This window comes from Staphylococcus sp. 231237_7MaSpsaltlick (genome assembly GCF_043107035.1).
Map to the genome: position 1 here is coordinate 410,939 of NZ_JBICNX010000004.1, position 18,279 is coordinate 429,217.

The following is an 18,279-nucleotide window of genomic DNA, read 5'->3' on the forward strand; positions in this document are numbered from 1 at the left end:
AAGTAGGCGATAATGATGAATATGAGAAGGTTAAATCTTTGTTACGATAACTTTGAGCTCAAGGTGAAGTTGCCGAAAAGTTATTTTAATAATTCAACTCGAAACTATCCGCTCCTTATTGTACAAGATGGTGATTATTTATTTAAGGATGTTGAAGCAGAAGTTATTTTCGTAGGGGTATTACCTCATGATAGAACGGCGGAATACACACCGTGGCCAGAAGAGGTATCTAGCAAGCGTTATCTTGGTGAAGCCGATGCTTATTTAAATTGGATTGTACAATCACTCATTCCTTATATGAGAAAATGCTTTAATATATCTGATAAGAGAGAGGAAATCGGTATAGCTGGTGCTTCATTTGGAGGATTGGTTTCCTTATATGCTTTATTTAAGTATCATGATGTATTCGGACACTATATATTATTATCTCCTTCAATTTGGTATCCGAATTTCATCTCATTTATGCGACATCAAACGATTATTGAAACAACACAACATATCTATTGGTATGTCGGTGCGCTTGAAGGTATAGATAGCACACATCTAAATCGTTATATGGTACCGAATACGGAACGCGGTGTTGATATATTAGATGAACTATTGATATCTGAAGAAACGACATTGCAGTTTATCCAAAATAGAAAAGGACTGCATAGGGATCATTTCTTTAAAAAGTATTTTGCTAAGGCAATTAAAAAAATATACTGATTTTGTAAAAATATTGCTGTTGATTATTTATAGCACCTAAAACTAAGTTGTAAATAAACACTTTTTAGTATAAATAGTGCTAAGGTAAAAAGTATAAGTTGAATTGCATTGATGATGCAATATAGTAATAAAAGTTCGAGGTTGAGAAACATTACAGTTCACAACCTCGTTTTTATTTTATGTTCAACGACTTTTTGTTTTAACTATTTTACTAAGGGTGGGGGATACTTTATGAAACAGCAAAACAAAAATATAAGTGAGCAGCAATTATTGTTAGGTATTGTACTGGCAATTTTGACCTATTGGTTATTTGCACAGTCATTTCTTAATATTGGACCAAAAGTACAAGGCACTGTCAGCACTTCTCCAGATATAGTGAATATTTCTATCAGCCTTACTTCATTTGTGACAGGGGTATTTATGGTTGTCGCAGGTAATATTTCAGACAGATACGGTATGTTAAAGATGACACGTATTGCATTAGTATTAAGTATAGTTGGTTCATTAATGTTAATCATTACAAATAGTGTTGTGCTGTTGTTAGTTGGAAGAATGATTCAAGGATTGTCAGCAGCATTTTTAATGCCAGCAACAATATCGATGGTCAATTATTACTTTGAAGGTGCTTCAAGACAACGTGCTTTAAGCTTTTGGTCAATAGGTGCATTTGGCGGTACAGGACTTTCTTCATTTTTCGCAGGGGCAATTGCAACATTTTTTAATTGGCAAGCGATATTTATGATTTCGATTATTGTCTCGGTATGTGCCTTGTTTTTATTTAAAAATTTATCTAACCAGCAGTTTGAAAAACACGCTAAAGTAACCAAATTTGACATCAAAGGATTAGTATTATTTATTGTGATGATTGCGAGTATAAGTTTCGTGATTACGCAAGGCTATAAGATTGGTTGGTTGAGCGCAATTACCTTCGTATGTATAGGGATTTTTATTATTTGTGGTTATTTATTTTATTATGTTGAACAACGACAGTCGACGCCATTCATCAATCTACAATTATTTAAGAATAAGCCATATATTGGTGCTGTGATTGCAAACTTCTTATTAAATACAGGGGTTGGTGTGATTGCGTTGTTAAATATGTATATCCAATCTGGAATTCACTTAAGTCCTTTATATGCTGGATTAATTACATTGCCTTATTTGATTGCTTTACTCATTGTCATACGGTTAGGAGAAAAAAGTATCAAGCGCTTTGGTGCGAAACGTGCAATGATTGTAGGACCGATATTGACTGCTTTAGGTGTTATATTATTTAGTTGTACCTTTTTAAACGCTACACAATATATTGTATTAGCAGTGATTGCTTCTGTACTGTTTGGTGCAGGGACAGGTCTATTTGCTACGCCAGCATTGAGTACAGCAGTATCAACGACAGACCCAGATAAGGTTGGTGTAGCATCCGGAATTTTTAAGATGGGGTCGACGTTAGGTGGTGCATTTGGTATTGCGATTATGACTTCTCTTTTTACTGGTGTGATGCAAGGAGGGTATAGCGTACATGTAGCGGCGGGAGTTGGTTTTATTGTAGGTAGTATACTTATCTTTGGAGCAGTTTGTGCAAGTGCAATTGTGATACCAACACGGTCAGTGAAGAGGTCGGTTATAAATAGTAGATAGTTAGTATCAAAGGTTGAACAATTAGTTGTAACTAAATGGATGTTAACACATGATGTAACAGACGATTTAGACAATGAATAATGTTCAACCTTTTGTTTTGTTTATGATTTGTATTTAAATGCTAAGTGTACATCATGTGCAAAAGCAATTAGAGGTCGAATGGTCATTTGAATACTCCCTATGACAAAGAGTACGGTTCCGCTAAAGGTTGTTGCACTATTGAAAAAGAGCAAACTACCAACTAAAAAGACTAATCCTAAAATAACATCATTTAATTGATAAAGTGCTTTATAAATCATTGTAAGCCGTGTAGGTTGTGTATGATGATTAAAGTTAAGATCAGGATTTGTGGTGTTTCTATTTAATTTGTTCAACTTATTTTTACTTGGCATTTGAGCATCCCTCTTTTCTTTGAGATATAGCAATCGTTCCCTCAATTAGTTTACATCAAACGCTGTGAGCATTATGATGATATTAATAATTGGGGAATGAAATGAGGGTGTGCGATGCATTATAAAACATATTATGAATCACCAATTGGGCGTATTGCTTTAACGTCTGATGGTACTAATCTAACTGGATTGTGGTTGCCTAAGCATAACGACTTTGAACAACAATACAATGAAACATTAAGAGAGGCTGAGCTACCTGTATTTAATAAGGTAAGCGATTGGTTAAATGACTATTTCTCAGGAAATAATCCAAAGATAAACTTTCCATTAGCTCCTGAAGGAACGGAATTTCGAAAGCGAGTTTGGAATTTGTTGCTTACAATACCATATGGCGAGACCGTTACTTATGGAGATATTGCACAGGACATTGCACGACAACTTGGCAAGGAGAAGATGTCTTCTCAAGCTGTTGGCGGTGCCGTTGGTAGTAATCTAATTTCTATTATTATTCCATGTCATAGAGTGGTAGGAAAAGATGGAAATCTAACTGGATACGGAGGCGGAATAGACACTAAAATAGCCTTGTTTAAAATTGAACAAATGAATATGGCTAATTACTATAGACCTAAATTTAGTACCAAACCCTGAAGTACTAAATTTGTATACTGTCATTAGTATTAAGTGCAAGTAGCAGAAAAATAAAAAGCCGCTTAGCTCAAAATGTTTATGAGCATGTAGCGGCGAATTTTTATGCATTTAGTTTTCGTAAGTATCTGTCCTAAATAATTTATCACAATCTTAATTCACAGGATAAGATTAAGTGATTTAAGCATTAATTTAAGGTATTATAGTTACGGATATGATCATTGATGCTATCTAAGTAGAAAATACTATTTTGTTCATTATCTAATTCAGTTTTATGATCAAATTCTAAGTTGTCAAAACGTTTGAAGAATGTTTCATACGTATCTACTGAAATCTCAGTACGGTTATTTAATAAATCTTTATGGCCTTGAATATCTAAAGCATTTTGGTAGCCTTCTACTAATTTACCGCTAAAGAATTCACCGACTGAACCAGAACCGTAACTGAATAAACCAATGTTTTCACCGGCAGAAAGGTTATGCGTTTCTAATAATGAAATGAGGCTGAGGTATAAAGAACCAGTGTAAATATTACCTACATAGCGGTTATAATATGTTGCTGCATCGTAGCCAGTTGTTAAACGTTCTTTTGTATCTTCGTCAATGTCATCTGTTAGAATAGAATCAAGTGCTTTTTTACCCATTTTTGTAAATGGAACATGGAAGCACAATGATGAAAAATCACTGAGCGATTTATTGTGACGGCGTGCATATTCATTCCAACTTTCTTGGAAAGAATGAATGTAAGCATCTTTTGATAATGCACCATCAACAAGTGGATAAGGTTGGCCACTTGGACGCCAGAAATCATATACATCTTCAGTAAATGCAACTGCATCATCATTTAGTTCAAGAATACGTGGGTTTTGTGATATTATCATGGCAACAGCACCTGCACCTTGTGTAGGCTCACCACCAGAATTTAAACCATATCGTGCAGTATCACTGGCGATGACTAATACTTTTTCGTCTGGACGCTGAGCTAAATAGTCTTTAGCTAACTGAATTGCTGGCGTTGCAGCGTAACAAGCTTCTTTCATTTCAATACAACGTGCGAATGGTTGTATACCTAGCAAGTTATGTATTTGGACTGCAGATGCTTTAGCCGAATCAATAGCAGATTCCGTTGCAACAATAACCATGCTAATTTGTTTTTTGTCTTCATCCGTGATGATTTCTTTGGCAGCATTTGCACCCATAGACACGATATCTTGGCTCATAGGACTTACTGACATTTCAGTTTGCCCAATACCGAGTAAAAATTTATTTGGATCAACTTGACGAGCTTCGGCAAGTTTGGCCATGTCTACATAAAATTTTGGAACATAAAAATTAATTTGATCAATACCAACTGTCATAAAGCGTATCGACACCTTTCTGTATATAAATAAGCAATTGTATCATACCAAATCAAACGAAGAAAATACAATAATTTAAAAATAGTTTCAAAGGAGATTTATAATGAATAATATAGCTATTGTTAGCGCAAAGCGTACACCAATCGGGAGATATAAAGGGAAGTTAAGCAATTATTCAGCTGTAGAGCTTGGTACTAAAACATTAGAAGCAGCTATGAAAGCGGTTGAAATTAATCCGGAAATCGTAGATCAAGTCATTTACGGAAATGTATTGCAAAGTGGTAGTGGACAAAATCCAGCACGCCAAATTAGTATTAATGCTGGTATACCGAATACTGTACCAGCGATGACAATTAATGAAGTGTGTGGTTCGGGACTGAAATCGATTATCTTGGGTAAACAGCTCATTCAATTAGGAGAAGCCAAGGTCGTTGCTGTAGGCGGTGTAGAAAGTATGACTAATGCACCTAAGTTAATACTAAACGATGATGAAACACCTGTAGCAAGCTTTATGCATGATGGTTTAACAGATGCTTTTATGGATGTACCAATGGGCATCACTGCAGAGAAAATAGCAGAGAAATATGATGTGACAAGAGAACAACAAGATGCATTTGCTAACGAATCTCAAAGAAAAGCACATGAAGCAACATTATCAGGGAAGTTCGACAACGAAATTGTACCGTTAAAAGATATAGACGGTGAATGGATGACGACAGATGAAGGTATTAGAGGCAATAGTAGTATAGAGAAATTAGCGACATTAAAAACAATCTTTAAAGAAGACGGAACTGTAACAGGTGGCAATGCTTCAAGTATCAATGATGGTGCGTCAACAGTGATACTTATGGACGCAGATTACGCGAAACAAGAAGGTTTTGAAATACTAGCTTATGTTGGTGAACATGCAGAAATTGGTTGTGATCCAGAATTTATGGGGTATGCACCATACCATGCCGTCACACAACTATTAAATAAAGTTGATAGAGATATTGATGAAGTTGATATAGTTGAAATGACAGAAGCATTTGCAGCACAAAGTATTCCTGTAACAAAGAATTTAAATATTCCTGAAGAAAAACTTAATTTATATGGTGGTGCAATTGCTTTAGGTCATCCAATTGGTGCAAGTGGCACAAGATTAGTAACAACTTTAGTGAACGCTTTAGCACAAGAGCAAAAGCAAACAGGTGTTGCAACGGCTTGTATTGGTGGGGGCTTAGGTATCGCTATGTTGATTGAGAAGGGGGATAAATGATGGAACGCTTAGGCAAGACATTTCGTCATTTGTCACGTAAAGAAAAATTAGAGGAATTGGTTACTAAAGGCTGGTTAAGTGAAGAGAATCGGGATATGTTTTTACATGATCCATTAATTTCCGAGGAAATCGCTGATAGTTTAATTGAAAATGTAATTGGGCAAGGTGCATTACCAGTAGGTTTATTGCCGGAAATTATTGTCGATGGTAAATCATATGTCGTGCCAATGATGGTAGAGGAACCGTCAGTTGTTGCAGCAGCAAGTTATGGTGCAAAGTTAGTAAATCAGACTGGTGGGTTTAAAGTTGTAGCTAGTGAGCGCTTGATGATAGGTCAAATCGTATTTGATGGCGTTACTGATACAACAGCATTAGCCAACAAATTACAAGAATTAGAACCAAAGATTAAGCAAATTGCTGATGAATCTTATCCATCTATTTTAAAGCGTGGCGGAGGGTATCATAAAATAGAAATTGATACCTTTGCAGAAGCGCAATTATTGTCATTAAAGGTATATGTTGATACACAAGATGCAATGGGCGCTAATATGCTAAATACTATTTTGGAAGGTATTACGGCCTACTTGAATAATGAATTGTCAGATATAGATATTTTAATGAGTATACTGTCGAACCACGCGACAGCATCAGTTGTTAAAGTGCAAGGTGAAATTGACGTCGATGCTTTGACAAAGGGTGATCGAGACGGACACGTTGTTGCAAAACGCATGGAACGAGCTTCTGTCTTAGCACAAGTGGATATTCATCGTGCTGCTACACATAATAAAGGTGTTATGAATGGAATTCATGCAGTAGTGTTAGCTACAGGTAATGATACAAGAGGAGCTGAAGCTAGCGCGCATGCTTATGCTAGTAAAGATGGTCAATATCGAGGTATTGCTACATGGGAATATGATGAGCAACGTCATAAATTAATCGGCACAATCGAAGTTCCAATGACATTAGCAACCGTTGGTGGGGGTACGAAAGTATTACCCGTTGCAAAGGCAGCATTAGATTTAATGAAAGTAACCTCAGCTAAAGAATTAGGTCATGTTGTTGCAGCAGTAGGACTTGCACAGAATTTCTCAGCTTGTCGAGCACTTGTATCTGAAGGCATCCAACAAGGACATATGAGTTTGCAATTTAAGTCGTTAGCTATCGTAGTTGGCGCACAAGGTGCAGAAATTGAACAAGTTGCTCAGTTGTTAAAGCAACAGCCACAAGCCAATACGGCAGTTGCCGAGCAATTATTAGCTGACATTAGAACGCAGCAATAATAAATATAATATAGTCTAAACGCTAGAATCAGATTTGAAGTACGATGTACTTTGTTATAGATGATAACTGGCTTTAGGCTTTTTTTATAGTATTACTACAAATAAAGTAAGCGTTATCATATAATGAGTGAGGATACTATTTGAGGAGGAATAAGCATGACCAATGAAATTCCAAAGTTAAATTATACGGGTGCAGCAGCTACTGCAGTTCCTTTACAAGCACACGAACAATACTTACAAACGGTTACTGCAGAACCATGGGTGAAAATTTCTGATGATGGTTTACAATTAGAAGGACTATGTTTTGATCGTCAAGGAGATTTAATATTGTGTGAGGTTTTTGGAGGGACTATCTTTAAAGTTGAAATGCCTGAAAAGAAAGTGAAAGCACATTTTACTGCTAATAAACAAAATCCTGCTGCAGTCAAAATTCATAAAGATGGTCGATTGTTTGTATGTTACTTAGGAGATTTTGAAAGTTCAGGTGGTATTTATGCGGTCGATGCTAACGGTGAACAACAACAAATGATTATTTCGGATATTGAAACGGAATACTGTGTCGATGACTTAGTATTTGATAGTAAAGGTGGTTTTTATTTTACTGATTTTAGAGGCTATTCGACAAATCCCAAAGGTGGCGTTTATTACGTCGATCCTGAATATAAAAGTGTGACACCTGTTCTGCTAAATCTTGCAGTAGCAAATGGTATTGCATTGAGCACGGATGAGCGTACTTTATGGGTAACAGAGACGAATGCGAATCGTTTGCATAGAGTTGATTTATTAGAAGATGGCGTCACAATTGCACCGTTTGGCGCATCAATTCCTTATTATTTTACAGGGCATGAAGGACCAGACTCTTGTTGTATAGATGCTGATGATAATCTATATGTTGCGATGTATGGTCAAGGGCGTGTGTTAGTTTTTAATCCTAAAGGTTACCCTATAGGACAAATATTAATTCCAGGTAGAGATAGTGGGAAGATGTTACGTTCAACACATCCTGCTTTTATCCCTGGTACAGATCAGTTGTTGATTTGTTCAAATGATATTGAAAATGGTGGCGCATCTTGGATATATACAGCTAAAGGTTTTGCCAAAGGTCATCATAGTTACCAATTTCATTAAGATAACTATTAATAGATCGCTAGCGTTCAGTATGATACTTGTCGCTAGCGATTTTTTAGATTTAATGCTTTTAATTAAAGATTGGTAATAGCTGAAAATATAAAATACAAATTATATAGAATATATTATGTTCAATGATAATTAGTGCTGAATAAAATACAGATAAAAGATAAATATGTTATTGAAAGCGCTTTCTTTTTTGGGTATTATTTATTTAACAAAGGGAGGCGCTGTTAATGTTTAATAAGAAAAAAGGAACTGAACAAGACAAAGTTACTACGAAAAAAGAAATAGGAATTACTGCTGCAGTATTTACATTAGCAATAATGATAGCTTGCATGTTATTCACGGTTGCTGTACTTGAGAAGCAGCCGCACATTCCACTCATGATTGGTACGGCAGTTGCTATTATTGTCACTATGTTACACGGTTATGCATTTGAAGAAGTTGAAGAAATGATGTATAAGGGGATACGTCACGCTTTGCCAGCAATCGTTATTATTATCTTAGTTGGTTTGATCATCGGTTCATGGATTGGTAGCGGTGTTGTAGCTACGATGATTTATTACGGTTTACAATTAATTGATCCTAGATACTTTTTAACGGTGGTCGTTATTCTATGTGGAATTGTGGCTTTAGCTATTGGTAGTAGTTGGTCGACTATGGCAACAGTTGGTGTAGCTTCTATGGGGATTGGTATTAGTATGGGAATATCACCTGGGATGGTTGCCGGTGCAGTCATTTGTGGTTCGTACTTTGGTGATAAAATGAGTCCACTGTCAGACACTACCAATTTGGCTTCAGGCCTAAGTGGTGTAGATTTATTTGATCACATTAAACACATGCTTTATACAACAATTCCTGCGTTAATTATTACTTTGATTGCCTTTTTCTTTATTGGTCAACGATTTGGTGCTAAGCATTTTGATACTAAAAATATCGACAAAATATTACATACAATGCAAGATCAGTTTGTTATTACGCCATGGTTACTATTAATTCCACTCATTGTCATTGCGCTAGTCGTAGTTAAAGTTCCAGCAATACCAGCCATTGTCGTAGGTATTATTCTAGGATTCTTTGCACAAATCTTTATTCAAGGTGGCAGCTTAACGGAAGCATTAACAGCCTTACAAACGGGTTACACGATTGACTCAGGTAATAAGTTAGTTGATGAACTATTTAACCGCGGTGGTTTGGAATCAATGTTCTACACGATATCATTAACACTTGTTGCGATGACATTTGGTGGGGTATTGGAATATTCCGGTATGCTTGCAGCATTGATTTCTGTAATCTTAAAGTTTGCAAAATCAACTGGATCACTTATTGCGTCAGTAATTGTGTCATGCATAGGAACAAACTTTACATGTTCAGAACAATATATATCAATCATTGTACCTTCTCGCATGTATGCAAGTACGTTTAAAGAGAAGGGATTACATCCAAAGAACTTATCAAGAGCATTAGAAGATGGAGGGACATTGACGTCTGTATTTGCGCCATGGAATACTTGTGGTGTATTTATCGCTTCGACATTAGGTGTTTCAGTTATGGAATATGCACCTTATGCTATCTTAAATTATACTGTGCCTATTATATCTATTATATTTGGTTATATTGGCTTTAAAATTATTAAATTAGACGATGATAATGATGGAAAATCATTAAGTAATACTAAAGGAACAGAGTTAGTTTAATTACACTCTGTTAAACCATACTTTAGACACTCGTTAAAGTCTATCGGCATGATAAGACAACATATGCGAATCAATATATGAATATGGCCATAATATTAATGGCTTACTGTTCAATATTGTAGGATGTGTATGCGTTAAGTCTGAATCATTGAGTCCGAATAACTATGCCGGGTGTCTATCTTTTTTTGTCTCAGCTTAATCAGTGTTATACTACTGATAATCAAGCTTTCACTTTGTTTGGATTAGGGGAGACGTACTATGGATATTAAGCAGATGAAATACTTTGTTGAAGTGGTAAATCAAGATGGCATGACAAATGCGTCTAAGTCATTATATATTGCACAACCGACAATCAGTAAGGCGATCAAAGATTTAGAGAAAGAACTTAATATGCCACTATTTGACAGAAGTAAACGTCAATTGGTATTAACGGATGCAGGTAAAATATTCTTTCAAAAATGTAAAGAAATCTTGACGCTTTATAATGATTTACCCAAGGAGATTAATAGTTTACTTGGTTTAGAGACAGGACATATTAGCATTGGATTATCTGCTGTAATGAATATGAATCAATTTATCCATATTTTAGGACAATTCCATCAACAATATCCAAATGTAACATATAACCTAGTTGAAAATGGCGGGAAAATGATTGAAACACAACTTATTAATGATGAAATTGATATAGGTATAACAACATTACCCGTAGATAAAACGATATTTCATTCAATACCACTTTATCAAGAAGATTTACGTCTCGTACTAAATAAGGAACATGAGCTAGCAGGTTACGATGAGATTGAAATGCACATGTTAAAAGATGAAGACTTTATTTTATTTAATGAAGATTTCTATTTAAATGATAAAATTATTGAAGCGGCTAAAAATGCAGGGTTTATCCCTAATACAATTTCCAAGATTTCGCAGTGGAACTTTATAGAAAATTTATTAAGTGCGCACCTTGGTGTAAGTATATTGCCAGAAAATATTGTGAATATGCTTGATAACAATTTTAAAAATATAAAAATTGTAGATCAATCCATGCGTTGGGAATTAGGAGTTATTTGGAAAAAGGATAAATATTTAAGTCATGCCACAAGACAGTGGATAGATTTTATGAAATTACATTTATAATGCGTGACATAATATAGAATAGATTATTGAATGCCAGCTCTATCGACAACTGAAAAGTCGATGGGGCTTTTTTGGTGTAATAAATTCATATTATAAATAACTATAATGTAAAACGGTTCCATAGAAAAAAGTAATACTTTATATTAAAAATCAATATTTTTATTATGAGTGATTCTCACTTATACTTAGATATGTAAACAAAAATAACAGTTCGTGAAACTGTTCTAAAGGAATGATGAGTATTGCATATCGCACGTAAAGTTATTAGAACACTGATGCAAATCATGGTCATAATGGTCATTACTTATTTGGGCAATGTGCTACAACAAGTGTTACACATCCCCATCGCAGGTAGTATTGTAGGTTTATTTTTATTTTTCTTATTATTACAATTTAAAGTTATACCATCTAAATGGGTGAATGATGGTGCTAACTTCTTTTTAACATTTATGGTATTTTTCTTTATACCTTCAGTGGTAGGAGTCATGGATGTTGTGTCAGAAATTGATGTTAACTTTGTGTTGTTCTTTACAATGGTAATATTTGGAACATGTTGTGTGGCATTAATTTCAGGATTTATTGCTGAAAAAATGGTTAAAATCACAAGATACGGGAATGGACAAAATTAGATGTTAATACTAAAAACAATTTTCATGATTGTATTAACGGTAATCATGTATATCGGCGCCAAGAAATTACAACAACGATACAAAAGTCCATTTTTAAATCCAGCATTAATATCATCCATAGGCATCATCATCGTACTATTATTATCAAATGAAGGCTATCAAGATTATATGGTCGGTGGACAATGGATCAATTATCTTCTAAATTGTACGGTTGTATGCCTTGCTTTTCCTCTTTATCAAAACCGTCAAAAGATAATGGCCCATTTAAAGATAATTGTTAGTAGTGTACTCGCAGCAGTGTTATTAAATTTCATATTTGTATATAGTATTCTTAAACTATTTGGCTATTCTAAAGAAGTGATAGTTACAATGTTGCCAAGATCTATGACTGCAGCAGTAGGTATTGAAGTGTCTCATCAACTCGGTGGTATAGATACGATTACCGTTATGTTTATCGTTGCAACTGGTTTGATTGGCAGTATTGTGGGTTCTTATTTGTTAAGATTCGGCAGATTTGAAACATCAATAGCTAAAGGTTTAACATATGGAAATGCGTCACATGCATTTGGTACAGCAAAGGCATTAGAAATGGATCTAGAATCAGGTGCATTTAGCTCAATAGGTATGATTTTAACTGCAGTGATGAGCTCAGTGTTGTTACCAATACTCATCCTTTTCTTATATTAGAGTAATCGTTTTATAGATTTTTGAATTATGGAAATTAAAAATATATAGTGAAATGTTTGAAAGGGGCTATTTTAAAATGGCAAAAATTAAAGCAAATCATGCATTAGTTAAAGCGTTACAAGCTTGGGATATTGATCACTTATATGGTATTCCAGGAGATTCAATAGATGCTGTCGTTGACAGTTTAAGAACAGTGAGAGAAAATATTGAGTTTGTACATGTAAGACATGAAGAAGTTGCAAGTTTAGCTGCAGCTAGTTATACAAAATTAACAGGAAAAATTGGGGTCGCTTTAAGTATTGGTGGACCTGGTATTGTTCATTTATTAAATGGTATGTATGATGCCAAGATGGATAACGTGCCACAATTGATTTTATCAGGACAAACGAATAGCACAGCATTAGGTACTAAAGCATTCCAAGAAACTGATATTAGTAAAATGGTTGAAGATGTAGCTGTGTATAATCGCCAAATTTCAGAAAATGATAAAGATATCTTTGGCATTGTTAATGAAGCAATTCGTACAGCTTACGAGAAAAAAGGTGTGGCAGTACTTATCTTGCCAAATAACTTGTTAACTAATAAGGTTAAAGACAATACCAATACACCAGTTGATACTGCTCCACCAGCACGTATTGCACCTAAACCTAGAAGTATTAAAAAAGCAACTAAATTAATCAATAAAAGTAAACGACCAGTTATGTTAATCGGTACTGGTGCTAAACATGCTAAAGATGAAGTACGTGAATTTATCGAAGCGGTAAAAATCCCTTCAATTATCACATTACCTGCAAAAGGAATTTTACCTGATGCACATCCATATAATATTGGTAATTTAGGTAAAATAGGGACTAAAACATCTTATCAAACGATTCAAGAAGCAGATTTATTAATTATGGTAGGTACAAATTATCCATATGTAGATTATTTACCTAAGAAAAATATCAAAGCAATTCAAATTGATACAAATCCGGAAGCAATTGGACATCGCTTTGACATTAATGTAGGTATAATTGGAGACAGTAAATATGCTTTACAACAACTTACAGATTCTGTGAAGTTTGTTTCTAATAGAGATTTCTTAAATAAAACATTAGAACGTAAGGCTACGTGGGACTCTTGGATGACTGCAGATAAACAAGATGAAAGTAGTCCAATTCGTCCAGAGCGCTTAATGGATGCGATTAATAAAGTCAGAACAGATGATGCAATCTTCTCTATAGATGTTGGTACATCTACAGTTTGGTCAACACGTTATTTAGATTTGACTGTTAATAATAAATTTATTATTTCAAGTTGGTTAGGTACAATGGGTTGTGCATTACCAGGTGCAATTGCAGCTAAACGTGCATATCCAAATCGCCAAGTCGTGGGTATTGCAGGTGACGGTGGCTTTGAAATGGTAATGCAAGACTTTGCCACTGCAGTTCAATATGACTTACCAATGACAATCTTTGTCTTAAATAATCAACAATTGTCATTTATTAAATACGAGCAACAAGCAGCAGGTGAATTAGAATATGCTATTGACTTTACAGACATTGATTTAGCAAAATTTGCTGAAAGTTGTGGCGGTGTCGGTTATACATTAACTGACCCACATCGAATCGATGAAGTTGTTGAAGATGCAATGTCACAAGACAAACCAACAATTGTCAATGTATATGTTGATCCTACTGCAGCACCATTACCAGGTAAAATTGTTAAAGATGAAGCAATTAATTATGGTAAATGGGCGTATAGATCAATCACAGAAGATAAAAAATTAGACTTTGATGAATTACCACCAATGTCTACGGCAATGAGACGTTTCTTCTAATCATTTAAATAGTAATCAATAAACAATCCGAAATGAGCAATGAGCTTATTTCGGGTTGTTTTTTTATATGAAATTAAGGTAATTGAATATTTCCCGGAAAATAGGCTATTGATATAAAGTAAAATTACATATGTGATGTATTGAAGGGGATGTTTATTCACAATGACAAAACGAATTAAACAATTGAAACACATTAAAACACCACATACTTATGCGCTACTATTATCTATTATTGTCTGTGCAAGTGTATTAACTTATATTATACCTGCCGGTGCATATGATAGAGAGAAAAAAGATGGACAAACATTAGTGGTATCAGGTACATACCATGAGATTAATCAGCATGGTGTATCATTTTTTGATATATTTCGTTCAATCCCGGAAGGGCTTATTAGTGGTGGTGAAATTGTATTTTATATCTTTTTAGTTGGTGGTGCGTTTGGGATAGTTCATAAGACTGGTGCATTTGAAAATGGTGTCAACGCAGCGATGCAAATATTGGGTAGATTTAAAGTGCTGATGATTCCGTTAACGATGCTCATATTTTCAATATTAGGATTTACAATCGGACTAGCGGAAGAAACAATCATATTTGTGCCAATAGGCATTATTATTGCACGAACATTGGGGTATGATGCAATGACTGGCGTTTCAATGGTTATACTGGATGCCGCAAGTGGATTTTTAGGAGGCATGCTCAATCCATTTACCGTTGGTGTCGCACAATCTGTAGCAGAATTGCCTATGTTCTCAGGTTGGGGATTACGAACAGTGATTTATATTGTAGTGTTACTTGTAGCGATATCTGTCGTTATGTTATATGGTCGCCGAGTAAAAAATGACATGTCTAAAAGTATCGTTTATGAATTAGAGCTAAAAGAAAGGACAGTACAAACGACGGTGGAGCAGTCTCGTTTCAGTAAGAGACAAGCACTCGGTCTACTGTTTATTGTTGCAACCATCTTGTTAAATGTTTACGGTATATTTTCTTTCGGGTGGTCATTTAATGAGATGAGTGCAAACTTCATTCTAGCAGGTTTATTAGCAGGCTTTGTTGGTGGTTTGGGCGTAAATGGGACCTTCGACGCAATGATTGAAGGGATGAAAGACATCTTATTTGGTGCTATGATCGTCGGTTTTGCAAAAGGTATTATCGTCATATTAGAAAATGGCCACATCATAGATTCTATAGTTCATGGTATGACATTATTGTTACATGGCGTACATCCAACAATAGTGATATTGATGATGTTTGTATTACAATTTTTATTAAACTTCTTTATTCCTTCCGGGTCTGGTCAAGCATTAACAACGATGCCGTTAATGGTTCCAATTTCCGATTTGTTGGAAATCAATAGACAACTTACAGTTTTGGCCTTTCAATATGGTGATGCGATTAGTAACGTATTATTTCCAACGTCAGCCATTTTGATGGGGGCGTTAGCAGTAGGGAAAATTACGTATATACAATGGTTAAAGTTTGCTTGGAAGCTCATACTACTTTGGGTGGTTGTTTGTAGTGTAGCAATGACGCTTGCATTGTTGTTAGGGTATTAAACTACATTGTTGTATGAATGTACGAAATTTTTCTTTAAATATGAAAAAAGATATTGTCGAAATAGCGCTTTCATTATATAATAATTTTAAATACAATATCATATTGCGTGTTACTGGTGATGCAGGCATGAGCAAACGAAATGACTATGGAAATGTATAGTCTTGTTTGTTCATGCCTTTTTTATATGCTTATAGCGCGTAATAAATGAATTAAGAAGGGATGTTATTCATGTTTAAGAAGCTTTTTGGACAATTGCAACGAATTGGGAAGGCATTGATGTTACCTGTTGCAATTCTTCCAGCTGCTGGTCTATTACTAGCACTTGGAACAGCTTTTCAAGGAGAGTTTTTACAGTCTTATTTACCATTTATTAAAGCAGAAGGTTTTCAGAATGTAGCTCAAATGATGGAAGGTGCCGGTGGGATAATCTTTGATAATTTACCGATTATCTTTGCGCTCGGTGTAGCCATTGGTTTAGCGAGTGGTGATGGTGTAGCAGCTATTGCTGCCTTTGTTGGATTTATTGTTATGAATAAGACAATGGGCGCATTTTTGCATATTACACCTGAAAATGTTAATGACACTGCAAGTGGTTATGCTAGTGTGTTGGGTATACCGACATTACAAACAGGGGTGTTTGGCGGTATTATCGTTGGGGCACTAGCTGCATGGTGTTACAACAAATTCTATAATATATCATTACCGAGTTATTTAGGATTCTTTGCTGGTAAACGCTTTGTTCCAATTATGATGGCAACATGTTCGTTTATCTTAGCATTTCCAATGGGATTAATTTGGCCGACTATTCAAACTGGCTTAAATGCCTTTAGTGAAGGATTACTTGATTCAAATACAGGTTTAGCCGTATTCTTATTTGGGTTTATCAAACGTTTACTCATTCCATTTGGCTTGCATCATATCTTCCATGCACCTTTCTGGTTTGAATTTGGTAGTTATAAAAATGCAGCAGGTCAAATCATTCATGGTGATCAACGTATATTTATAGAGCAAATTAGAGACAATGTACCATTAACTGCAGGTAAATTTATGGGTGGGGAATTCCCTGTTATGATGTTTGGTTTACCAGCAGCTGCCTTAGCAATTTATCATTCTGCTAAAAAGGAAAATCGTAAAGTAGTCGGAGGTTTAATGCTTTCAGGTGCTTTAACGTCATTCTTAACAGGTATTACAGAACCATTAGAATTCTCATTCTTATTTGTAGCACCATTATTATTCTTTATTCATGCAGTGCTCGATGGTTTGAGTTTCTTAATTATGTATGTACTTCATGTATATCTAGGTTATACATTCTCAGGTGGTTTTATAGACTTTTTATTATTAAATATTATGCCAAATAAAACAGCATGGTGGCTTGTTATACCTGTTGGTCTTGTGTATGGCGTATTATACTACTTTATCTTTAGATTTATTATTAAGAAATTCAACTATAAAACACCAGGCCGAGAAGATAAAGATATGCAAAGTAACAGTGTGGCGAAGAATGATCTGCCGTTTAAAGTCTTAGATGCTATGGGTGGAAAATCTAATATTAAACATTTAGATGCTTGTATCACACGTTTAAGAGTTGAAGTGAATGATAAGTCAGCTGTAAACGTTGAAGCATTAAAGCAACTAGGAGCATCTGGGGTACTTGAGGTTGGAAATAATATGCAAGCTATTTTCGGTCCTAAATCAGATCAAATCAAGCATGACATGGCAATGATTATGAGTGGTGAAATCACGAAACCAAGTGAAACAACGGTTACAGATGATGATGTAGTACAAGTACCAGCAGCAGATAATCAAGATACAGCCGATAAACAGACATTGATAGAAGTATTTTCCCCTGGTACTGGTAAAATCGTACCTTTAAGTGAAGTGCCGGATCAGGTATTTGCACAAAAAATGATGGGCGAAGGTTTAGGCTTTATTCCAGAGGATGGCACGATTGTTGCACCATTTAATGGTACTGTTAAGACAATATTCCCAACAAAACATGCGATAGGGTTAATTTCAGAAGATGGATTAGAACTATTAATTCATATTGGAATAGATACAGTTAAGCTAGAAGGTAAAGGATTTGAAAGCTTAGTAGCAACAGATGAACACATAAAAAAAGGTCAGCCAATTATGAAAGTGGACCTCGATTATATTAAAGAACATGCACCAAGTATTGTGACACCGTTAATATTAACAAACTTAGAAGAGCGTAACTTTAAAGTTCAAGATGTGGAACATGTAACAAGTGGTGACTTGCTGATTACTGTGAGATAATCAATAGATTTACTTACTGTTAGATTATAGTAAGACAGTATCAAAGATATAATTTAGAGTCTGGGACATATT

The 18,279-nt window shown here is 35.0% G+C and carries 15 protein-coding genes; 13 read left to right on the forward strand and 2 right to left on the reverse strand.

The genetic code is table 11. From position 1 onward, the window contains the following. Positions 1-12 precede the first annotated feature (12 nt). Complete coding sequence (locus ACF91D_RS10305; protein WP_232161458.1) at positions 13-708, forward strand: alpha/beta hydrolase; 696 nt, start codon at positions 13-15, stop codon at positions 706-708. Between the two features lie 231 nt (positions 709-939). Further along, a complete protein-coding gene (locus ACF91D_RS10310) occupies positions 940-2,346 on the forward strand; it encodes an MFS transporter (RefSeq protein WP_107526645.1) in 1,407 nt (468 codons plus the stop codon). Positions 2,347-2,447: 101 nt separating this feature from the next. On the opposite strand, the gene ACF91D_RS10315 is transcribed toward ACF91D_RS10310, so the two are convergent. Beyond that, positions 2,448-2,738 carry a YrhK family protein gene (locus ACF91D_RS10315; RefSeq protein WP_107589190.1) on the reverse strand — a complete coding sequence of 97 codons (291 nt, stop codon included), beginning with the start codon at positions 2,736-2,738 and terminating at the stop codon, positions 2,448-2,450. A gap of 114 nt (positions 2,739-2,852) precedes the next feature. On the opposite strand from ACF91D_RS10315, the gene ACF91D_RS10320 reads away from it, so the two are divergent. Further along, positions 2,853-3,386 carry a methylated-DNA--[protein]-cysteine S-methyltransferase gene (locus ACF91D_RS10320; RefSeq protein ID WP_107526647.1) on the forward strand — a complete coding sequence of 178 codons (534 nt, stop codon included), beginning with the start codon at positions 2,853-2,855 and terminating at the stop codon, positions 3,384-3,386. A gap of 184 nt (positions 3,387-3,570) precedes the next feature. On the opposite strand, the gene ACF91D_RS10325 is transcribed toward ACF91D_RS10320, so the two are convergent. Beyond that, positions 3,571-4,740, reverse strand: a complete 1,170-nt coding sequence (locus tag ACF91D_RS10325) for a hydroxymethylglutaryl-CoA synthase (protein WP_042740353.1) — start codon at positions 4,738-4,740, stop codon at positions 3,571-3,573. Positions 4,741-4,843: 103 nt separating this feature from the next. Here ACF91D_RS10325 and ACF91D_RS10330 point away from each other — a divergent pair, with 103 nt between their 5' ends. The 10 genes from ACF91D_RS10330 to ptsG all read left to right on the forward strand — a co-directional run bounded on the left by ACF91D_RS10330 (position 4,844) and on the right by ptsG (position 18,207). Further along, positions 4,844-5,998 (forward strand): thiolase family protein, encoded by a 1,155-nt coding sequence (locus ACF91D_RS10330; RefSeq protein WP_107526648.1) that lies wholly within the window; start codon positions 4,844-4,846, stop codon positions 5,996-5,998. Further along, complete coding sequence (locus ACF91D_RS10335) at positions 5,998-7,278, forward strand: hydroxymethylglutaryl-CoA reductase, degradative (RefSeq protein ID WP_119624434.1); 1,281 nt, start codon at positions 5,998-6,000, stop codon at positions 7,276-7,278. Before ACF91D_RS10330 ends, ACF91D_RS10335 begins: the two co-directional genes overlap by 1 nt. A gap of 156 nt (positions 7,279-7,434) precedes the next feature. After that, a complete protein-coding gene (locus ACF91D_RS10340; protein WP_107526650.1) occupies positions 7,435-8,406 on the forward strand; it encodes an SMP-30/gluconolactonase/LRE family protein in 972 nt (323 codons plus the stop codon). 236 nt (positions 8,407-8,642) lie between these two features. Continuing rightward, a complete protein-coding gene (gene nhaC / locus ACF91D_RS10345) occupies positions 8,643-10,106 on the forward strand; it encodes a Na+/H+ antiporter NhaC (RefSeq protein WP_107526651.1) in 1,464 nt (487 codons plus the stop codon). A gap of 258 nt (positions 10,107-10,364) precedes the next feature. Continuing rightward, positions 10,365-11,240 (forward strand): cidABC operon transcriptional activator CidR, encoded by an 876-nt coding sequence (gene cidR, locus ACF91D_RS10350; protein WP_107526652.1) that lies wholly within the window; start codon positions 10,365-10,367, stop codon positions 11,238-11,240. A 242-nt stretch (positions 11,241-11,482) separates the two neighbouring features. Beyond that, entirely contained in the window at positions 11,483-11,869 is a 387-nt protein-coding gene (locus ACF91D_RS10355; RefSeq protein WP_042740347.1) for a CidA/LrgA family protein, read from the forward strand. Further along, a complete protein-coding gene (locus ACF91D_RS10360; RefSeq protein WP_042740346.1) occupies positions 11,870-12,556 on the forward strand; it encodes an LrgB family protein in 687 nt (228 codons plus the stop codon). It begins immediately after the preceding gene. Between the two features lie 76 nt (positions 12,557-12,632). Further along, the gene (locus ACF91D_RS10365) at positions 12,633-14,375 is read left to right on the forward strand and encodes a pyruvate oxidase (RefSeq protein ID WP_042740345.1); all 1,743 of its coding nucleotides are present in this window, start codon (positions 12,633-12,635) and stop codon (positions 14,373-14,375) included. Positions 14,376-14,537: 162 nt separating this feature from the next. After that, the gene (locus tag ACF91D_RS10370; protein WP_107526653.1) at positions 14,538-15,932 is read left to right on the forward strand and encodes a YfcC family protein; all 1,395 of its coding nucleotides are present in this window, start codon (positions 14,538-14,540) and stop codon (positions 15,930-15,932) included. Positions 15,933-16,161: 229 nt separating this feature from the next. After that, a complete protein-coding gene (ptsG, locus tag ACF91D_RS10375; RefSeq protein WP_107526654.1) occupies positions 16,162-18,207 on the forward strand; it encodes a glucose-specific PTS transporter subunit IIBC in 2,046 nt (681 codons plus the stop codon). Positions 18,208-18,279: the final 72 nt, after the last annotated feature.

Coding starts and splice junctions, on each gene's coding strand:
- ACF91D_RS10305 (WP_232161458.1), top strand. CDS start 13: ATGATGAATATGAGAAGGTTAAATCTTTGTTACGATAACTTTGAGCTC.
- ACF91D_RS10310 (WP_107526645.1), top strand. CDS start 940: ATGAAACAGCAAAACAAAAATATAAGTGAGCAGCAATTATTGTTAGGT.
- ACF91D_RS10315 (WP_107589190.1), bottom strand. CDS start 2,738: ATGCCAAGTAAAAATAAGTTGAACAAATTAAATAGAAACACCACAAAT.
- ACF91D_RS10320 (WP_107526647.1), top strand. CDS start 2,853: ATGCATTATAAAACATATTATGAATCACCAATTGGGCGTATTGCTTTA.
- ACF91D_RS10325 (WP_042740353.1), bottom strand. CDS start 4,740: ATGACAGTTGGTATTGATCAAATTAATTTTTATGTTCCAAAATTTTAT.
- ACF91D_RS10330 (WP_107526648.1), top strand. CDS start 4,844: ATGAATAATATAGCTATTGTTAGCGCAAAGCGTACACCAATCGGGAGA.
- ACF91D_RS10335 (WP_119624434.1), top strand. CDS start 5,998: ATGGAACGCTTAGGCAAGACATTTCGTCATTTGTCACGTAAAGAAAAA.
- ACF91D_RS10340 (WP_107526650.1), top strand. CDS start 7,435: ATGACCAATGAAATTCCAAAGTTAAATTATACGGGTGCAGCAGCTACT.
- nhaC (WP_107526651.1), top strand. CDS start 8,643: ATGTTTAATAAGAAAAAAGGAACTGAACAAGACAAAGTTACTACGAAA.
- cidR (WP_107526652.1), top strand. CDS start 10,365: ATGGATATTAAGCAGATGAAATACTTTGTTGAAGTGGTAAATCAAGAT.
- ACF91D_RS10360 (WP_042740346.1), top strand. CDS start 11,870: ATGTTAATACTAAAAACAATTTTCATGATTGTATTAACGGTAATCATG.
- ACF91D_RS10365 (WP_042740345.1), top strand. CDS start 12,633: ATGGCAAAAATTAAAGCAAATCATGCATTAGTTAAAGCGTTACAAGCT.
- ACF91D_RS10370 (WP_107526653.1), top strand. CDS start 14,538: ATGACAAAACGAATTAAACAATTGAAACACATTAAAACACCACATACT.
- ptsG (WP_107526654.1), top strand. CDS start 16,162: ATGTTTAAGAAGCTTTTTGGACAATTGCAACGAATTGGGAAGGCATTG.